We start from the raw sequence: 18,035 nt of genomic DNA on the forward strand, positions 1-18,035 counted from the left end.
GGTAAATAGTTGATTTGCGCATAATAAACAATCGGTGATTTTTGGCCGGTGCCATCGGGTAAGGGACGTTGTTGTCACGCAACAGGAGCCACGGTGAATTCAGAAAACACTCAGATTTCCGCACTGCTGACTAAGGTCATGGCGCAGGCGGTCAGCGGGCAGTATCACCTGCTGGAGATAACCAGGGCACAACAGGAAGGCTGTGATGTGCGGCGCCAGTTGCGTCAGCAGGCTGCACGTTACACGGTTGCCGTCGCTTCACGGCTGGAGCAGATCACGCTGCGAAAAAGTCAGCCCGATATCGACTGGCAGCACCTGGATATCAACAATGCGCTATCGCGGCGTCGCCTCAGCCAGCCCGGTTTTGACGTGGTATTGCTCAGCGAGCCTCCGCAGGATCCTGCGCCCTGGTACGAACTGCTGAAACCTGGCGGATGGCTGCTTGCCGAAAGCCAGCAGCGCTGGCAAAGCTGGCAGGCACAGCCGCAGCAGAGTGCTTCGCCGCCTTTCCCGCTGACGGATATTCAACATGCTTACTGGATTGGTCGCAGCCAGTCGCTGGCACTCGGCGGCGTCTCCTGCCACGTCTATTTTGAATGGTGTATTGACGATTTTGACCTTGCGCGCTTTGAGGCGGCCTGGAATCGGGTGATTGCTCGTCACGGCATGATGCGCGCCTGTGTCGACGACAATGGTTTGCAGCGCATCCTGAACGCGGTGCCGTACTATCGGATCGCCTGTGACGATCTGCGCGCCCTCAGTCGGCAACAACGAGATGCGCAGCTGAGCGCTACCCGTGAGCGTATGTCGCAGCAGGTACTGGATGCCAGCCAGTGGCCGCTGTTTGAGCTGCGCAGCAGTCAGCAGAGCGAAGGGGTTTGCCGGGTGCATCTCGATCTCGATCTGTTAACCTTTGACGTCCAGAGTTTCCATATCGTTCTGGCCGAGCTGGAGCGCTTTTATCATCAGCCACAGCTGTCACTGCCGGAGATCGGTTACAGCTTCCGCGATTATCAGCTGGCGGAAATTCAGGCGCGGCAGAAAGCACAGTACGCCAGCGATCGTGACTGGTGGCTGGCGCGACTTGACCAGCTGTATCCGGCGCCACAGCTGCCGTTGCGCTGCCAGCCGTCAGCGGTGGCGCAGCCGCACTTTCGCCGTTTGCAGCGGCGCATCGAGCCCGCGCGCTGGTTGCAGTTGTCGCAGCAGGCTTCACTGGCGGGCGTTACCCCTTCGGCAATGCTGCTGGCCGCCTTTAGCGAACTGCTGACCCTGTGGTGTGAGGAGTCGCGCTTTAGTCTCAATCTGACCCACTTCAATCGTCGGCCTTACCATGCGGATGTATCTCAGCTGGTTGGGGATTTTACCTCGGTGCTACTGCTAAGCGTTGACTGCAGCAGGCCGCTGCCTTTTCGTCAGCGCGCCGCAGAGCTGCAGCAAATGCTGTGGGAACGGCTGGCTCACAGCCATTTTGGCGGAGTTGACGTCCTGCGTGAACGGGCAAAACGCCAGGGGATGGCAGACAGCAGCGCTATGCCAGTGGTGTTTACCAGTTTGCTGGGGATGGATCTTGATACCCTGGTCGAGGGGGCCGATCTGCTGGGCGAGCCGGAATATTTGTACACCGCCACGCCGCAGGTATGGCTCGATCACCAGGTGATGGTGCGTAAAGGCAGCCTGGAATATAACTGGATCGTTATCGATGAGCTATTCCCTGACGGGATGATTGACCGCCTGTTTGCCGCCTATGGCGAACTGCTGGACCGGCTGACGGAAGACAACAGCTTGTGGCTGCAACCGCTGCTGCTGCCGCTGCCCGCTGAACAGCGCGCTATCCGGCAGGCGGTTAATCATACTGAGCTGATGCTGCCGTTGGCTCCACTGCATGCCGGGTTCTTTAACCAGGCGCGCCGGCAACCTGAGGCGGTCGCGCTGATTGCCGATGGCGAGCAGTGGCAGTACCGGCAACTGGCGCAGCAGGCATTGCGGGTGGCTGCGCGTCTTAATCAGCGGGATTGTCGCAATCAGCCGGTGGTGGTTGCCCTGCCGAAAGGGGCCGGGCAAATTATCGCCGCGCTCGGGGTGTTGGCTGCGGGCGCGATTCTGGTGCCGGTGGCCTGTGACTGGCCGCTGGCGCGTCTGCATTCGGTGATAGAGCAGGCCGGGGCGCAGGCGTTAATCGCCGATGATACCTGTGTCGCGCAATGTCCGCAGCTTGAGGCATTTACTCTGCAACAGCTACCGCAGGAAGGGGCAGAGGTGCAGTTACCGCCGCTGACGCAGATCGCCTATATCATCTACACCTCCGGTTCCAGCGGAACGCCGAAGGGGGTTGCGATGCAACATGCCGCCACCGCCAATACCCTGTCTGATGTTAGCGCCCGTCTGCAACTCCAGCCCAGCGACCGGCTATTTGGCCTGTCATCGCTCAGTTTCGATCTGGCGATTTTTGATCTGTTTGCCACCCTGGCGGCCGGAGCTACGCTGGTGCTGCCGCAACAGCAGGGTATGCGCGACGCCGCGCACTGGATGCAACTATTGCAGCAGCATCAGGTCAGTTGCTGGAATTCGGTGCCGTCGCTGATGGCGATGCTGGTCGAGTACGCGCGATCCCGCGGCGAAAGGTTGCCGGCACTACGCGCCATTATGCTGTCCGGTGACTGGATTGGACGCGATCTGGTCGCCGATATTCCGCAACTGGCGCCGGCTGCCCGGCTCATTGCGCTGGGCGGCGCGACCGAAGCGGCGATCTGGTCAAACTGGTTTGAAGTGCAAACCCTGCCGCCGCAGTGGCACGCGGTGCCGTATGGCTGGCCGTTAGCCAATCAGCGCTATTACGTACTTGATGCGCAGGGGCGCGATCGCCCGGCCGGGGTGACGGGGGAGTTGTTTATCGCCGGTTGCGGGCTGGCGGCCGGCTACTGGCGTGATGCAACACGTACTGACGCTGCCTTTATCTGCCATCCGCACAGTGGTGAACGACTGTATCGCACCGGCGATCTGGCGCGCTATGACCTGCAAGGCTGCATTGAATTTCTTGGCCGCCGCGATGCGCAGGTAAAAGTTGGCGGCCACCGGATTGAACTGGGTGAGATTGAAGCGGCGTTGCTGGCAGAGGAGGCGGTGCAGGGCGCCGTGGCTGATGTGGTCACCACACCAGCCGGCGCGCAACAACTGGTGGCATGGCTGGTGATCAAATCGCAGCCAGCGGAGGTCGCGCCGTTAATTGCCGCCGGTCAGCAGGCGGCAGAGCGTTTACCCGCGGCCAGTCGTCTGGCCGCGCTGGCGGCATTCCAGTCGGAAAGTGAAGCGCTGGCGCCGCTGATGATGCTGCACATTTTGCGTCAGCTGCGGTTTTGCCAGCCACCGGGCTGGACCATTGCCGCGCGACTGACGGCATTGCGCATTGATCCGCGGTTTAACCGTTTACTGACGCGCTGGCATCAGATTCTGGCGGCGGAAGGTATGCTGATATTGCAGGCGGGTCAATGGTATCAGAGCGATTGTGCACCAGGGGAGGTGGCGCTGGCGCAGCGACTTGATGATGGTAAACATCGTCTGCGCCAGTTCCTCAGCTGGCTGGATGAGGGCGAACTGTTTGCTGACTGGCTGTTTGCCAGCAGCAACGCCATCGAAACGGTATTGAAACAGCCGCAGCTGGCCAGTTCACTGCTGTTTCCCGATGGCGACAGCCGGGCATCAGAAGCGCTGTATCAGGGCAATATTATCGCCGATTACCTTGGCGCTATTGCCGCCGGGCTACTGTCGCAGCTGCTTGCTGCCCATCCGGCGCCGCGGGTGCTGGAGATTGGCGCCGGTATCGGCGGTCTGACCGCCAGCACCTTGCCCGCATTTGCCGCACTGACTGAGCAGGGGGAATATCATCACACCGACGTGAGTCCGTGGTTTTCCCACTACGCGATACAGCGCTTTGGCCACTTCACGGCGCTGCGCACCGGCCGTTACGACATTAATCAACCCGCGGCGCAGCAGAACTATGCCCCGGCCTCGATGGACGCCATTCTGGCGGCCAACGTACTGCATAACGCCCATCACCCCGATGCTGCGCTGAGTGAGATCTGGCTGCTGCTGAAACCGGGAGCCAGCTTACTGCTGCTGGAAGCGACGGTGGATAAACAGCTGCAATGGGTTACCGCTGCCGCGGTGCTGGAACATGCCGCCGAAGGTGGCGAGAGGAATGGCGATTCGCCGTTACTCAGTGAATGCCAGTGGCGCAGCGCCTTAGTTCACGCGGGATTTGAGCTGGTCGACGTCTGGCCGCATGCGGCGACGCCGATGGCGTTTACCGGTCAGCAACTATTTCTTGCCCGTCGTCCGCAGCAGGCGGTGACAACGCGCCAGTTGCAGCAGACGGTGGCGCAGCGCTTACCGCCGTATATGCTGCCCGATCATCTGATTAGCGTGGCGAAACTTCCCCTCAGCGCCAACGGTAAAATCGATCGTAAGCAACTGCCGCGTATTGCGCAGCTAATGACGCAACCGCAGAGTTACAGTCCGGCTCAGGGGCGCTCCGAACAGCGGCTGGCGGCCATCTGGTGTGAGCTGCTGCGTGTGGAGCAGGTGGGGCGCGATCAGGATTTCTTTACCGCCGGCGGTGACAGTCTGTTAGCCACGCGACTGGCCAGTCGCCTGAGCAGCGAGTGGGGAACACACGTGCCGATTCGGCTGATCTTCAGCCATGCGGTGTTACACAAAATGGCCGCCGCGCTGGATGCCTCCGGCGTTCAGACCCTGACGCTACCGCTGGTGGAGTTGAGTGAGTCGCGTGAACAGCAACTGATCTGTCTGCATGCCAGTGATGGTTTCGCCACCGCCTGGCAACGGCTGGCAGCGGCGCTCGGCGAACGGTTGCAGTGCATTGGGGTGCAGGCCAGTGGTTTACTGGCGGGCGAAACGCCAACAGAGGGTCTGGATTGTCAGGCGGAGCGCGCGTTGCATGCTTTGCGTCAGCAGGGCATCAGCGGCCCCTGGCGCCTTGCCGGCTGGTCGATGGGCGCGTATCTGGCGCTGGAGATGGCGCGGCGTCTGCAACAGGCGGGCGAACAGGTGGCTGCATTGATCCTGATCGACCCGCCGCCGCAGCAGGCGATGGCCGCTTGCGCCGCCAGTGAATATGCCCTCTGGCGTTCGATGGCTGATCCGCATCTGAGCAGCGAAATCAGCGGTTTTGACACCCTGACGACAGCGGAGACGCTCTGCTGCTGGCGCCAGGTATTACCGGCAGAATTGCGGATAGAGGATCAGGCGTTAACCCGGCTGATCGCGGTGATCCGCGCCAACGTGCGGGCGATGGTTAGCGCCCCCTGTCGTCCGCTGACGCTAACGGCAGATATTTTCACTGCCAGCGAACGGGCGGACGCGTGGGGCGATGACAGCCGGGTGCTGGAGCAATGGTTTAGCACCGCTCCCCGGCGACACACCATCAGCAACAGTAACCATCTGAATATCATTACACAGCCGGAACTGTTTGCCGCGCTGCAACACATAACACAAGGATAAGGGTGAATGGCAGAAGAGATTATTGATACCAGCCGCTGGCCGCTGGTGCACTATGTGATGCCTGAACAGGTTCCGGACTCGCTGGCGGAACAGCATGTGGCGGCGCTACAGGCGATACTCGACCGGCAGCAGCCGTTTGTGTTGATCTTCAGCGGCGTCGAGTTGCCGAAGAATTCCGCGCGCTTTTTCCGTCTGTATAAGCAGTGGGGCAGCCGCACGCGCGCGGCGCAGCAGCGCTACTGTCGTGGCGCAGTCCGCGTAGAACCGGATGATGCCAGGCGTCGTTCGTTCTGGCGTCAGGCACTGCGCTATCTGACTACCCGCGCCATTCCCTATCCCTACCAGCTGGTGGCCAGCCACGCTGAAGCTGAACAGCAGGCACAACGCTGGTTACAGGATAATCATTAACCTAAGGTCGGGTACCATGTCATCACCACAAAATGCAGCGCCAGTAGCGACGTTACTGGCGCTGGTTAGCAGTGAAAAACGCGCGTTGATCCAGGCGCTGAGCCTGGCCAGCCTGTCCGTGCTTCTGGAGTTGATCCCTTACTACCTGCTCTGGCTGGCAGCCAGCGTATGGCAGCCGGATTTGCTGGCTGCCGACCGGTTGCTGCAACTGGCCGGCTGGTTAGCGCTGGCGCTGGCGCTGAAATATTTGCTGCTGTCATTTGCCGGTTATTTTAGCCATCTGGCGGCGTTCCGCGTGCTGTATCAGGTTCGTCTGCGCATCGCCCGCGCGCTGACCCGCTTGCCGCTGATGCAGCTGGCCCCTTACAGTTCCGGCAGTTTACGCAAAATTATTATCAATGATGTCGAGCGGCTGGAGAGTTTTATCGCCCATCACACAGTGGACCTGATCTCCGCGCTGGTTAGTCCGCTGGCGGCAGCCCTGTTTCTGTTCTGGCTAGACTGGAAAATGGCGCTGGCAGCGTTGATCACCGTGCCGCTGGCGCTGATGGCGCAAAAGCTCTTTTCGCGCGGCATGGCGGAGCGCACCCGCGCTTATCACCGCGCCACTGAACAGCTGAATAATGCGATTGTGGAGTTTGTCCGCGGCATCCCGGTGATGAAAGCCTATCGCCAGACCGCGCAATCTTTTCGCTTACTGCATGACAGCCTGACACAATACCATCAGTTGGTGGAGGGGTTTACCCGCCGCGCGGTACCCGCATGGTCGCTGTTTGTCGTGCTGCTGAATGCCAATATTTTTATCCTGCTGCCGCTGGGTATCTGGCGGATCAGCAACGGCGCACTGACGCTAAGTGAACTGGTGTTGATCCTGATGCTCGGCAGCGGGTTGCTGAAGCCGCTGCTGCGCGTCACTTTCCTTGGCACCCTGATGCGTGAAATCCTCGCCGGAACGGCGCGAATTCAGCCGTTTCTACTGGCGGAGACGCCGGCAACCACCGGCATCATGCCGTCCGGTAGTCAGCTCTGCGCGGAAAAACTGTGCTTTCGTTACGATCAACGTGATGTTGTCACCGATGTTTCGCTACAGTTATCCCCCGGCGGATTCTATGCGCTGGTTGGCCCATCTGGCGCCGGAAAGTCGACATTAGCATGGTTACTGGCCGGACTGCTGCCGCCTGATGCGGGTGAAATCCGTCTTGGCGCCGTACCGCTGAGTGAGCTGGACGATCGGGCGCGCGCCGCGCTGATTGCCGTAGTCAGCCAGGAGGTATTTCTGTTTAAGGGCTCGCTGGCGGATAACCTGCGCATCGGTAACCCGCAAGCCAGCGACCGGCAGATTGCACAGGCGCTGGAGATCGCCCAGGCGCAGGCGTTTGTCAGCGCGCTGCCACAGGGGCTCGATACGCCACTGCATGAACGCGGGCTGCGTCTTTCCGGGGGGGAGCGCCAGCGTATTGCCATTGCCCGCGCGCTGCTGGCCGACACGCCACTGCTGATCCTTGATGAAGCCACCGCATTCGCCGATGCCATTACCGAAGCCGCTTTTTATCAGGCGTTACGCCGGGCGCGTCCGCAAACCTGCGTACTGACCATTGCCCATCGTCTGTTTGCGGTACAGCAGGCGGATGAGCTGCTATTGATGGAAAACGGCCAGCTGGTTGCCCGCGGCAGTCATCAGCAGTTAATCGCCGATAACCCGCTGTATCAGCGTCTCTGGCACAGTCAGTATCAGCTACAACACTGGCATATTCGCTCACAGGAGTGCCGCAATGTCGATGCTTAATCAAGTTCGCAGCGCAGGCGGCAGAGGCGTACAACGTATCTGGCTGGGCATTATACTGCGGGTTTTGGCACAGATTTTTGCCATCGCGCCGTTTTTTATCGCCTGGCTGGCGTTGCAGAAACTGGTGTTTCAGCAGGGCAACTGGCAATACTGGCCGCAACTAACGCTGGCTCTGCTGCTGTGCTTTTTCGCGCAACTGGTTTGCTCGCATTTTGGTCAGCTGGGCTGTTTTCTCGGCAGCTATGACATTATGCTGCGCTATCGTGAAGCGGTTGCAGACCATCTGCGTAATCTCCCGCTGGGCTATTTTCAGCGCCACCGACTGGGAGAAACCAGCGCGCTACTCACCGACCATATGCGCCGCGTCGAAGAGATCTTCTCTCATCTGTTGCCGGAAGTGATTGTCGGCCTTAGTGCGCCGCTGATATTTGTTGCTATGTTGCTGACAGTCAATGTGCCGCTCACGCTGGCACTGCTCGGCACTTTACCTGTGGGACTGCTGCTGCTGTGGATTATGTCGCGTTGTATGCTGCGCGCCACCCGCCAGCAGGGCGAACGTTTTGCGCTGGCTTCCGGGCTGTTGCTGGAGTTTATTGGCGGCATTAAAACCCTGCGTCTGTTTAACCGTCATCAAAGCATGATGGATAAGATCGAGCGCAATTTTGCCGACATTAAACAGGCCAGTATGGGCATTGAGGCCTGGGGTGGGGGGGGCGTGCAGCTGTTCCGCCTGTGCGCTGAGCTGGGATTGGTCACCCTGTTTATCTGTGCAGCGATGCTGGCGCAGCAACATGCGCTCGATCCTTTCAGCTGGCTGCTGTTTGTACTGGTGGCAGTGAAAGTAATCGATCCGCTGCTGGATGCGGCGGCCTGGTTCACATTAATGAGCGTCATGCGCCAGTCGTCACAGCGCCTGAACGCGCTGATGGCGGAACCCGTGCAGGCGGAACAGAGTGATATCCGCTTACCGGAACGCAATGATATTGCCTTCAGCGGCGTCAGTTTTGCCTGGGAGCCGCAACGGCCGGTACTCAACAATATCAGCTTTCGCGTGCCGCAGGGCACGGTGACCGCACTGGTGGGCGCCTCCGGCAGTGGTAAAAGCACCATTCTGCATCTGCTTGGGCGCTTCGCGGAGGTTCAGCAGGGCGAGATCACGCTGGGCGGCGTGCCGGTTTCCCGGCTCGGCAGCGCGCAGCTGTATGAACGCCTTGGCTACGTGTTCCAGGATGTTCAGCTGTTTGATGGTTCGGTACTGGATAATGTGCGCATTGGCCGCCCTGACGCCAGCGACGAAGAGGTGATCGCCGCCTGCCAGGCCGCCTGCTGTCATCGCTTTGTGCTGCGGCTGCCGCAGGGTTACCACACTCCGCTGGGCGAGGGCGCCGGCCGGCTCTCCGGCGGTGAACGCCAGCGGCTGTCGGTGGCGCGTATGATGCTGAAAAACCCGGCGGTGATCCTGCTTGATGAAGCCACTGCGCTGCTCGATCCGCTGACCCAGTCGGAGTTGCAGCTGGCGCTGTCGCGGCTGGCGGTAGGGAAAACGGTGCTGATGATTGCCCATCGCCTGCGTACGGTGGAGTATGCCGAACAGATTCTGGTGGTGGATAACGGTGAGATTGTCGCCCGTGGGGATCATCAGCAGTTACTGGCACAGCAGGGGATCTACCAGCGGCTGTGGCAGGCGCAGGAAGCCGGAGCTATAGCGCAATGAGTCAACTCACACAACAAGCGCAGCAGCGGCAGAAAAAACGACTGTTTACCCTGTTTGCCCTGTTGCTGCTGGTCGCCGCCTTACTGCTGGCGGGCTGGTGGTGGTTTTTCTTGCGCACGGTGGAGAGTACCGACGATGCTTTTATTGATGGTCATCTGGCGCAGATTTCCGCGCAAATCGCCGGACGGGTGGAGCGTATTGCGGTGCAGGATAATCAGCGGGTCAGCAAGGGACAATTGCTGATCGAGCTGGATCCTCGCGACCGGCAAATTGCCCTCGATAAAGCGCTGGCGGCGCGAGCTATTACCCAGGCGAAAATTGAGCAAAGTACGGCGGAACTGACGGCGCTGCAGGCCACTGTTGGCCAGGCTGAAGCCAATGCGCAACTGGCGGAAGCGGAATATCAGCGCGATCAGAAGCAGTATCTGCGCTATCGCCAGTCTGGCAGTGCGGTCAGCCACAGTGAACTTGATGCCAAAGCGGCCAGTGCGAAAACCAGTGCCGCCACACTGCTGGCACAGCGCAAAAATATCAGTTACAGCCAGGCGCAATGGCTGAAAGCACGCGCGGCGCTGGCGGAGAATCAGGCGACGCTGCGGCAGGACGAGGCTGAAATCGCCAGTGCGCGCCTGTTGCTCAGCTATACGCGCATTACCGCGCCCGCTGACGGCTATGTCGCTAAGCGCAGCGCTGAAGCCGGCAATATCGTCAGCAGCGGTAGTGTGCTGATGTATCTGGTTGATAATCACATCTGGGTCACCGCCAATTTTAAAGAGAGTCAGCTGGCGGCGATGCGTCCGGGACAGCGCGTGGAAGTGCAGGTCGATGCCTGGCCGCAGCAGCGTTTTCAGGCGCAGGTTGATAGTATTCAGCGCGCCACCGGCGCGGTGTTTAGTCTGTTACCGGCGGAAAACGCCACCGGTAACTATGTGAAAATTGTCCAGCGCGTGCCGGTAAAAATTGTCTTTACCGATACTGATATCACGCGCTATGCGCTGGCGCCTGGGATGTCGGTAGTGCCTTATGTCCACGTTAAACCCTGAGTTACCGCGTTCGGCTGCCGGGCGGCACAATCCATGGCTGGTGGCGGTGGTGGCGTCGATCGCTACCTTTATGGAGGTGTTGGATACCACCGTCGCCAGCGTTTCCCTCTATCATATCGCCTCCAGTATGGGCGTCAGCTATAACGAGGCGTTGTGGGTGATCACCAGTTATATCGTTGCCAATGCGCTGATCCTGCCGGTCAGTGGCTGGCTGGCGAATGTCCTCGGGCGCAAGCGCTACTATATGATCAGCGTGGCGCTGTTTACCCTGGCGTCGTTGCTGTGCAGCATCGCCCCGACGCTGGAGTGGCTGATTCTGGCCCGGGTGTTGCAGGGGATCGGCGGCGGCGGACTGGCGCCGGTAGAGCAGTCGATTTTGGTTGACTCTTTTAGCGTGAAAAAACGCCCGCAAGCCTTTGCGCTGTATGGTGTGGCGGTGCTGCTGGCGCCAGCCATCGGGCCGCTGGTCGGGGGCTGGCTGACGGATACGCTCTCATGGCACTGGGTATTTTTGATTAATCTGCCGGTGGGGCTGCTGTCGTTGCTACTGTGCTACTACCTGATTGAGGAGCCGCCGCTGATGATCGCTGAGCGCAGGCAGCGACTGGCTGCCGGAATTCGCATCGATTATATCGGACTGTTGCTGATAGTGGTGGGCTTTAGCGCGTTGCAACTTTGTCTCGATCGTTTTGACCTTTATGATGGTTTCTCCTCGCCGTTTATTGTGACTTGTATGCTGATTGCCGTGGTGTGTCTCAGTTTTCTGCCGCTATGGCAGTGGTTTCATCCGCAGCCGATCGTCGATGTACGGCTGTTCTTGCAGCGCAACTTTGCTATCGGCTCGCTGCTGATGTTTCTGATTGGTTTGCTGGTGGTCAGCACCACGCAGCTGTTGCCGCAGATGAGCCAGGAATTGATGGGCTATGATGCCTGGACCGCTGGGTTAACTCTGGGCGCCGGTGGTCTGTTTATTATGCTGGCGATGATGGTAACCGGCGCGATCGCCAGTAAAGTTGCGGCGCAGCGTTATCTGGTGGTACTCGGACTGGCCTGTAGCGCGTTTGCCATGTGGCATTTCAGCAGTTTATCGCTGGAGGTCGATTTCACCACGCTGATGTGGGCGCGGGTATTGCAGATGATCGGCCTGCCGCTGATTTTAATTCCGGTGGCCGCCCTCTCTTATCGCGGTTTACCGGCAGATAAGAGTAATGAGGCGTCGGCGATCTCGACCCTGTTACGCAATCTCGGCGGCAGTATCGGTATCGCCTGGGTAGTGAATTTGCTGCATCAGCGCACCCACCTGCATTATGAAAGGCTTGGTGAACATATTACGGCAGCTAATACCCCGGTCGCGACGCTCAAACCGGTAGCGCAGGCGCTGTATCAGCAGGCGCGCATCATCAGCTATCTCGATATTTACACCGTGATGGCGCTGGTGGCGCTGAGTGTGCTGCTGCTGCCGTTGCTGTTTAAGGAACAGTGATAGCGCCGGTCGCATGCTGAAGGCTTGCAGCGGCGGGAATAATTGCGCAGTATCAATCACCAGAAAACATTTTTATTTAACCACCGCCGCGCCGGGCTGTGGTCGGGGGAATGCTGATGTCCGAAATTAAAACGCTCTCTTCAACGGAAGTGTATCGCAATAAATGGATGGCGCTAAAAGAAGATCGGATACAGCGGGCCGATGGCAGTGAAGGGATCTATTCGGTGGTGGAAAAAGCGGATTTTGTGGTGATCATTCCGCTGGAAAATGATTGTATCTATGTTGTCGAGCAGTACCGCTATCCGCTTGGCAGAAGAACCACCGAACTGCCGCAGGGAGCGTGGGAGCATCTGCATGATGCCGATCCTCTGGCCCTCGCCGCCGGTGAACTGAAAGAGGAAACCGGCTTAATCGCCGGGCGCTTTACCTATGTTGGTTACCAGAAACTGGCGCAGGGCTACTCCAGCCAGGGCTATCATATCTGGCTGGCGCGCGAACTGACCTATGACCGGCAGGAACTGGATGCGGAAGAGTACGGCCTTACCGCGCGCAAAATGAAAATCAGTGACTTTACGGCGCTGATCCGCGACGGCAAAATCAGCGATGCCACCTCGGTTACCGCTTTTCTGTTAGCGCAAGTCAAGGGGATGCTTGACTGAACCGCAGGTGACTTTCCGCAGTCATCGGCGCGGCGGCGCCGGTTAACCTTTCTCTCTGCCGGACAGCTGCCTTTTGCTGCCCGTCACTCTCCGCACTGCACTTGGCCGGGTTTTTCGGCTGCAAACACACTATATTCGCAATGTTTTCAATTGTTTCATGGCGAAATGTTAACAATAAGTAATTAAACCCTAAAGTCAGCAACGCGTTTACCGATAATCACCGATATGCACGATTTCACAAGGTGATTATCGGCTGCCGGGGTTTTATCAGTTAATTCTGCCTGCTCTGCGAGCGGGCTAATCGCAGACAATTGAAAATAAGTAGTTAATAATATAGAGGTTTAGTATGACTATTACCAAAAGGCTATTGCTTGTTTTTACTTTACTGGCATTGTCGCTCTGTACACTGACTGTTCTTTCACTTTATACCATCACTGGGTTTCAGAACCGATTTGAATATGTGCAGGTAAATTCGCTGCCCAGCATTAAGGAGCTCAATCAGTCTAATAGCGCCGCAAACCGGCTAAAAGTTGCGGTCTATGAGCATAAGAGCACCGCTGACAACAGTATGCAGGCTGATATTGAAAAGCGCATTAATGACCTGATTCGTCAGCTAAAAGGTTTTTCCGAATACTATATGGCACACTATCTCTCCAATGAAATGGATAAAACCATGACGGAGAATTCGCTTAAAGAGATCGCTAAAATAGAAGCCGCATTGCCCGGCTTTATCGCCGCGTCGATGGCTCATGATGATATGGCATCACAAAGTGCTATGTTAAGTGACAGGGGGATTGCTACCGAAATTGATAAACTGACGGAACAGTTAAATCGCCAGATACAATTCAATATTGAAATTGGCGATGGCCTGCGGGCGGAAAACGCCGCAATTTATTCGTCGGTATTCTGGGGGATGCTGATCTCTGCGGTAACGGTAATTCTGCTGGTTGGCACGCTGGCGTTTAAAACCATCTTTAATGTGCGTAACAGCCTGAATAATATTCAACAGGTAATGGCTGATGTCAGTGAGAATCTTGATCTTACCCTGCGGGCGGATGATTCGCGCCAGGATGAGATTGGCAAAACCGCTGCGGCGTTTAACCATCTGACCAGCAGGGTCTCCGGCGTGCTGTCGGCGGTGACCTCTTCCGCACAATCGGTGAGCTCCGCTTCAACGCAAATTGCTGCCGGCAACGAAGATCTTTCGGCGCGTACCGAACAGCAGGCGGCATCACTGGAGCAGACCTCGGCCAGTATGAGTACCCTGAACGATACTGTGAAACTGAACGCGGAAAACGCCAGACAGGCCAGTGCGCTGGCCAGCAACGCTAATGTCTTTGCCGTCAATAGCGGCAATGCGGTAGCGGCGATGGTCGGCACTATGCAGAACATTAAAACCAGTTCGGCAAAAATTTCTGATATTACCGGTCTGATTGAAGGTATCGCTTTCCAGACCAATATTCTGGCGCTGAATGCGGCGGTAGAAGCGGCGCGCGCCGGTGAGCAGGGGCGTGGTTTTGCGGTGGTGGCCAGTGAGGTGCGTAATCTGGCGCAACGCTCGTCCACGGCGGCAAAAGAGATTAAAGACCTGATTATTACCTCTTCGCAGCTGGTGGAGAGCGGTTCAGTGCAGGCGGCGGATGTCGGCGAGAACATGTCAAAAGTACAGGGTTCAATTCGTCAGGTAGCGGATATCGTCGGTGAAATGGCGGCGGCAACTTCGGAGCAGAGTCAGGGGATTGAACAGGTTCATCTGGCCGTCGGGCAGATGGACTCGGTGACCCAGCAGAACGCCGCGCTGGTTGAAGAAGCCTCGGCCGCATCGCTGTCGCTGCAGGAGCAGGCAACCTCCCTGACTAACCTGGTGAGCGCATTTAAGGTGCAGGGCGGTACCGGTATTGCGCACCAGGCGCCGACATCTGCTGCTGCAAAACAGGCGCCAAAGAAAAATCTGGCGCTGGCGAATGCAGATGATAACTGGAGTTCTTTTTAACTGACTGTGGGCAGTGAGCGCCGGGAAACTGGCGCTTACCTTTACGGCGCTAGCTACAGTGTTTCAGATATTCCCGCCCGCGCCCATGATTCGCACCGGTCATGATAACGCCATTGATATTACGGGAGCCATAATTGGTTCCCGTACAGTGTTTCAGATATTGAGGTGAAACGAAATACCAGATCATTGATAACTTATTTACTGTGCCAGTAAGCCACGGCACGCAGCAGTTGTTGATCGATACCGTTATTCTCAAAAATCTGGCAATACTGTTTCACCGTTTCCCCTTCGCCCGTCAGCCACAGGAAATAATCCTCTGCCGGAACGCTTAGCTGCTGCAAACGTTCAGGGATCTGCGCGCGCTCTGCGCCAACAAACCACTGTAGATTAAACCCGCTCAGATGATCGAAATAGGCTTTACTGGCAGCATCTTCCAGCGCAATCAGGGCGGTAACGTCCACCGGCGTCGCCAGAGTGCTAAGTGCTTCCAGCCGACGCAGCAGTGCCGGCATACCGGTTTCATCACAGACATATAACTGCCAGTGATAATCTTCCGGCACCACCAGTGAACCGCGCGGACCGCCGATAATCAACGTATCTCCCGGCTTTGCCTGTTGCGCCCAGTCGCTGGCGATGCCGGACTGATGCAGATAGAAGTCGAAGGTCAGCTCATTACGTTGCGCATTAAACAGCGGGGTATAATCACGGGCAAGCGGGCGGGATTCCGCTGGCCAGATAATGCCTTCGTCGCCGACGGTCGGCGCCTGATAAGGAACGCCCGCCTGCGGGAAAAACAGTTTTGTATGGTCATCAAACCCTGCGGAGACAAAACCGGCAAGATCGGCGCCCGTCAGCACCACGCGCTGAAAATGGCTGGCAACACGCTCACTGCGTTGTACGCTCAGGGTACGAAAGCGCAGTTCATTACGTACGCGCTGCGGATATTTTGCCGGACGAATGTCACCGGAGAGTTCTGCTGTCATTACTACGACCTCGTATCAAAGAAAGTGAACAGGGGAGTCGCGGGCCACCCGCAATGATAATACGATATATCTAAATCATGTATCTGAAAGCAATCAGGAGTAACATAATATTACCAAATGACTTTCAGATATATCGAAATTAGCGGAATGCGGCGTCAGTGCCCGCAGGTTTATCATGGCAAAGATGAGAACGACAATCATTAATATCGCCAGCGGCAAGGCTGGCTGCTGGTTATATTCAGTTACATATTCGCCACTGTTATTGCCTGCGCGCTACCATGCACAATCCGCCAGAGGTTATAGCGAATGTTAAGAGGTCGACCCTATGTCACATCACTCCCGGCGCCCTACGGATTGCCACGACGAACAGCAGCCGGAGGAACGGCATCAGCCGCATCGTCGTCAGCGCCTGTTTGCCCATGGTGAGTTGCGCCTGCTGGTACTGGATATCCTCAGCCATCATGCCAGTCATGGTTATGAGCTTATCAAAGCGATCGAAGCGCTGACGTTTGGCCATTACACCCCCAGCCCCGGGGTAATCTACCCGACGCTCGATTTTCTGCACGATCGGCAGTTCATCACGGTTAACGACGCTGAACATGGTCGCAGGGAGATTGCCATTACCGATAACGGACGCTTCTGGCTGAATGAGCAGCGCGCGCCGCTGCAGCAGATTAAACAACGGATTAGAGCCCGCACCATTGGCCATGAGTTACGTAAAAATCCGGCAATGAAACAGGCGCTGGATTCGATGAAAGCGGTGCTGGATCAGAAGGTGAATCAGCAAAATGCCAGTGATGCGACGCTGGATAAAATTATCGCCATTCTGCAGCGGGCGGCAGAAGAGATTGCCCTGCTGGATAACGGCGCCGGCGACAGAGAATAACGCGGGGCGTCTGCTCTGAAAGTTGCCGGTGATAACAATCCTGCGTGGGGACTTGTCTGGCGGCTATCGTTCACGGCATGATAATCCCCCCATGCTTCTGAGTATCACCTTGATGCAGATAGAACCCCTACCGCCGTTGAACACCCTGATTGCCTTTGAGTGTGTTGCCCGCTACTGTAGTTTTTCCCGCGCGGCGGATGAACTGAGCCTGACGCAGAGTGCGATTAGCCGGCAGATTATTCAGCTGGAAGAGATGTTGGGCTGCAAACTTTTTCAGCGTACCCAGCGTCGGGTGATCCTGACGCCACGGGGTGAAGCCTATGCGGCACAGATCCGTAAACAGCTGGCGGAGATCTCGCAGGCCACTGCCGAAGTGATGGGCTGGAACGGATTACCGCAGGTTACCGTGGCCTGTACCAGCGCAATGGGATCGCTATGGCTGTCGCCACGTCTCTCCGCGATGCGCCGGGAAATGCCCGAATTGCAGATGCGGATGAAAATTTCCGACAGCTTTGCGGAACTGAAATCCTCCGAATTCGATCTGGCCATCTATTATCTGCGTTGTCCGCCGCCCGGGTTCCAGGCGATCCCGCTGTTTGATGAGGTCTGCTACCCGATGTGCGCTCCCGGTTACCTTGCCGGGCCACCAGCGCAGGCCGAGCAGCTACTGAACCATACGCTACTGATCCAGGATGACCCGCAACGTGAATGGACCGGCTGGCGTGACTGGTTTGCCGCCCAGGGGGTAACGACTTTTTTTCCGCGGCTGACGTGGCGGGCGAATAACTATCCATTTTTGGTGCAGGCGGCGCTCCAGGGGGATGGTATTTTGCTGGGCTGGGAAGGGCTGGTGCAGGACTATATTAATCGCGGTGAACTGCTGCCGGCGCATGGCAGCAAGCTGGCAGTCGACGGTAAATGTTATTTACTGATCCCGCAGGAGCGTTTTACCCGGCCGGTGATCCGCCGGGTGATCGAATGGCTGCAACTGTCCCTATAACAATAAATGGCCCGGACAACGAAATATAAGAAATTCCTATGAAAGATTACGGAATAATTCCCGGTTATTATTTAACCGGGTTAATTTATTTATCCGGCAGGAAATCGATCATTAGAGGAATATATTTTATCTGCACAACATAGCCATACCACTAAATAGCCATTTAAATATGATGGGTATTTTTTTCAGCATAACGCCTTTTTCTGGAGGTATGCATACCAATCAGGGTGAAAATTAACCACATGGTTTGCGAGATGAAAGCCGCCAGATTGAAATCATGGCTGAGTGAATACAGGCCAAACACGCCGCCAATAATGTTAAGAACAGCATAACGGTCTGAGCTGATTAGTAATTTCCTCATCTGCACCAGCGCATAGGCCAGTAAATAGCAGAATACCCCAATTAAGCCCACAAAAGTGTGCACTTCCACGCGTTAATTCCTTAGCAAAAGTCGATATCCGGCAAAGTATCGCGTTCGGGGGTGTTTTGCCGCGCATTTTTTGCATACTATCATGATAAATACTCATGCAAACACAACATGCTGTTTTGATATAAATCAT

Annotated in this window: 12 protein-coding genes; 10 read left to right on the forward strand and 2 right to left on the reverse strand. The window is 57.0% G+C overall.

The genetic code is table 11. From position 1 onward, the window contains the following. The first annotated feature begins 93 nt into the window (after nucleotides 1–93). The 8 genes from JWF83_RS26005 (at nucleotide 94) to JWF83_RS26040 (ending at nucleotide 14,606) form a co-directional block, all read left to right on the forward strand. Nucleotides 94–5,520 carry an amino acid adenylation domain-containing protein gene (locus JWF83_RS26005; protein ID WP_413653405.1) on the forward strand — a complete coding sequence of 1,809 codons (5,427 nt, stop codon included), beginning with the start codon at nucleotides 94–96 and terminating at the stop codon, nucleotides 5,518–5,520. Between the two features lie 6 nt (nucleotides 5,521–5,526). Further along, the gene (locus JWF83_RS26010; protein WP_413653406.1) at nucleotides 5,527–5,928 is read left to right on the forward strand and encodes a hypothetical protein; all 402 of its coding nucleotides are present in this window, start codon (nucleotides 5,527–5,529) and stop codon (nucleotides 5,926–5,928) included. A 16-nt stretch (nucleotides 5,929–5,944) separates the two neighbouring features. After that, entirely contained in the window at nucleotides 5,945–7,714 is a 1,770-nt protein-coding gene (locus JWF83_RS26015) for an ABC transporter ATP-binding protein (RefSeq protein ID WP_413653407.1), read from the forward strand. Further along, nucleotides 7,701–9,428 carry an ABC transporter ATP-binding protein gene (locus JWF83_RS26020; RefSeq protein WP_413653408.1) on the forward strand — a complete coding sequence of 576 codons (1,728 nt, stop codon included), beginning with the start codon at nucleotides 7,701–7,703 and terminating at the stop codon, nucleotides 9,426–9,428. The genes JWF83_RS26015 and JWF83_RS26020 overlap by 14 nt, the downstream gene beginning before the upstream one ends. Further along, nucleotides 9,425–10,471 (forward strand): HlyD family secretion protein, encoded by a 1,047-nt coding sequence (locus JWF83_RS26025; protein WP_413653409.1) that lies wholly within the window; start codon nucleotides 9,425–9,427, stop codon nucleotides 10,469–10,471. Before JWF83_RS26020 ends, JWF83_RS26025 begins: the two co-directional genes overlap by 4 nt. Next, nucleotides 10,452–11,954, forward strand: coding sequence for a DHA2 family efflux MFS transporter permease subunit (locus JWF83_RS26030; RefSeq protein ID WP_413653410.1), 1,503 nt, complete (start codon nucleotides 10,452–10,454; stop codon nucleotides 11,952–11,954). The genes JWF83_RS26025 and JWF83_RS26030 overlap by 20 nt, the downstream gene beginning before the upstream one ends. A 116-nt stretch (nucleotides 11,955–12,070) precedes the next feature. Then, complete coding sequence (locus tag JWF83_RS26035) at nucleotides 12,071–12,613, forward strand: ADP-ribose pyrophosphatase (protein ID WP_413653411.1); 543 nt, start codon at nucleotides 12,071–12,073, stop codon at nucleotides 12,611–12,613. 346 nt (nucleotides 12,614–12,959) lie between these two features. Beyond that, complete coding sequence (locus tag JWF83_RS26040) at nucleotides 12,960–14,606, forward strand: methyl-accepting chemotaxis protein (protein ID WP_413653412.1); 1,647 nt, start codon at nucleotides 12,960–12,962, stop codon at nucleotides 14,604–14,606. 194 nt (nucleotides 14,607–14,800) lie between these two features. Here the strand turns inward: JWF83_RS26040 and JWF83_RS26045 are convergent, their stop codons facing one another. Next, nucleotides 14,801–15,589: a siderophore-interacting protein gene (locus JWF83_RS26045; RefSeq protein ID WP_413653413.1), complete on the reverse strand. Its 789-nt coding sequence runs from the start codon at nucleotides 15,587–15,589 to the stop codon at nucleotides 14,801–14,803. A 325-nt stretch (nucleotides 15,590–15,914) separates the two neighbouring features. Between JWF83_RS26045 and JWF83_RS26050 the strand changes: the two genes are divergently transcribed. After that, nucleotides 15,915–16,475 (forward strand): PadR family transcriptional regulator, encoded by a 561-nt coding sequence (locus JWF83_RS26050; protein ID WP_413653414.1) that lies wholly within the window; start codon nucleotides 15,915–15,917, stop codon nucleotides 16,473–16,475. Nucleotides 16,476–16,587: 112 nt separating this feature from the next. Next, the gene (locus JWF83_RS26055; protein ID WP_413653415.1) at nucleotides 16,588–17,475 is read left to right on the forward strand and encodes a LysR substrate-binding domain-containing protein; all 888 of its coding nucleotides are present in this window, start codon (nucleotides 16,588–16,590) and stop codon (nucleotides 17,473–17,475) included. 163 nt (nucleotides 17,476–17,638) lie between these two features. Here JWF83_RS26055 and JWF83_RS26060 read toward each other — a convergent pair whose 3' ends face one another. Next, nucleotides 17,639–17,905, reverse strand: coding sequence for a CBU_0592 family membrane protein (locus JWF83_RS26060; RefSeq protein ID WP_413653416.1), 267 nt, complete (start codon nucleotides 17,903–17,905; stop codon nucleotides 17,639–17,641). Between the last annotated feature and the right edge of the window lie 130 nt (nucleotides 17,906–18,035).

The sequence above is a fragment of the Pantoea sp. B65 genome, from assembly GCF_047308185.1.
Lineage (GTDB): Bacteria > Pseudomonadota > Gammaproteobacteria > Enterobacterales > Enterobacteriaceae > Erwinia.

What these genes read in the sequence shown, in the direction of transcription:
- JWF83_RS26045 (WP_413653413.1), bottom strand. Translation starts at nt 15,589, where the DNA reads ATGACAGCAGAACTCTCCGGTGACATTCGTCCGGCAAAATATCCGCAG.
- JWF83_RS26015 (WP_413653407.1), top strand. Translation starts at nt 5,945, where the DNA reads ATGTCATCACCACAAAATGCAGCGCCAGTAGCGACGTTACTGGCGCTG.
- JWF83_RS26035 (WP_413653411.1), top strand. Translation starts at nt 12,071, where the DNA reads ATGTCCGAAATTAAAACGCTCTCTTCAACGGAAGTGTATCGCAATAAA.
- JWF83_RS26040 (WP_413653412.1), top strand. Translation starts at nt 12,960, where the DNA reads ATGACTATTACCAAAAGGCTATTGCTTGTTTTTACTTTACTGGCATTG.
- JWF83_RS26010 (WP_413653406.1), top strand. Translation starts at nt 5,527, where the DNA reads ATGGCAGAAGAGATTATTGATACCAGCCGCTGGCCGCTGGTGCACTAT.
- JWF83_RS26025 (WP_413653409.1), top strand. Translation starts at nt 9,425, where the DNA reads ATGAGTCAACTCACACAACAAGCGCAGCAGCGGCAGAAAAAACGACTG.
- JWF83_RS26020 (WP_413653408.1), top strand. Translation starts at nt 7,701, where the DNA reads ATGTCGATGCTTAATCAAGTTCGCAGCGCAGGCGGCAGAGGCGTACAA.
- JWF83_RS26050 (WP_413653414.1), top strand. Translation starts at nt 15,915, where the DNA reads ATGTCACATCACTCCCGGCGCCCTACGGATTGCCACGACGAACAGCAG.
- JWF83_RS26030 (WP_413653410.1), top strand. Translation starts at nt 10,452, where the DNA reads ATGTCCACGTTAAACCCTGAGTTACCGCGTTCGGCTGCCGGGCGGCAC.
- JWF83_RS26055 (WP_413653415.1), top strand. Translation starts at nt 16,588, where the DNA reads ATGCAGATAGAACCCCTACCGCCGTTGAACACCCTGATTGCCTTTGAG.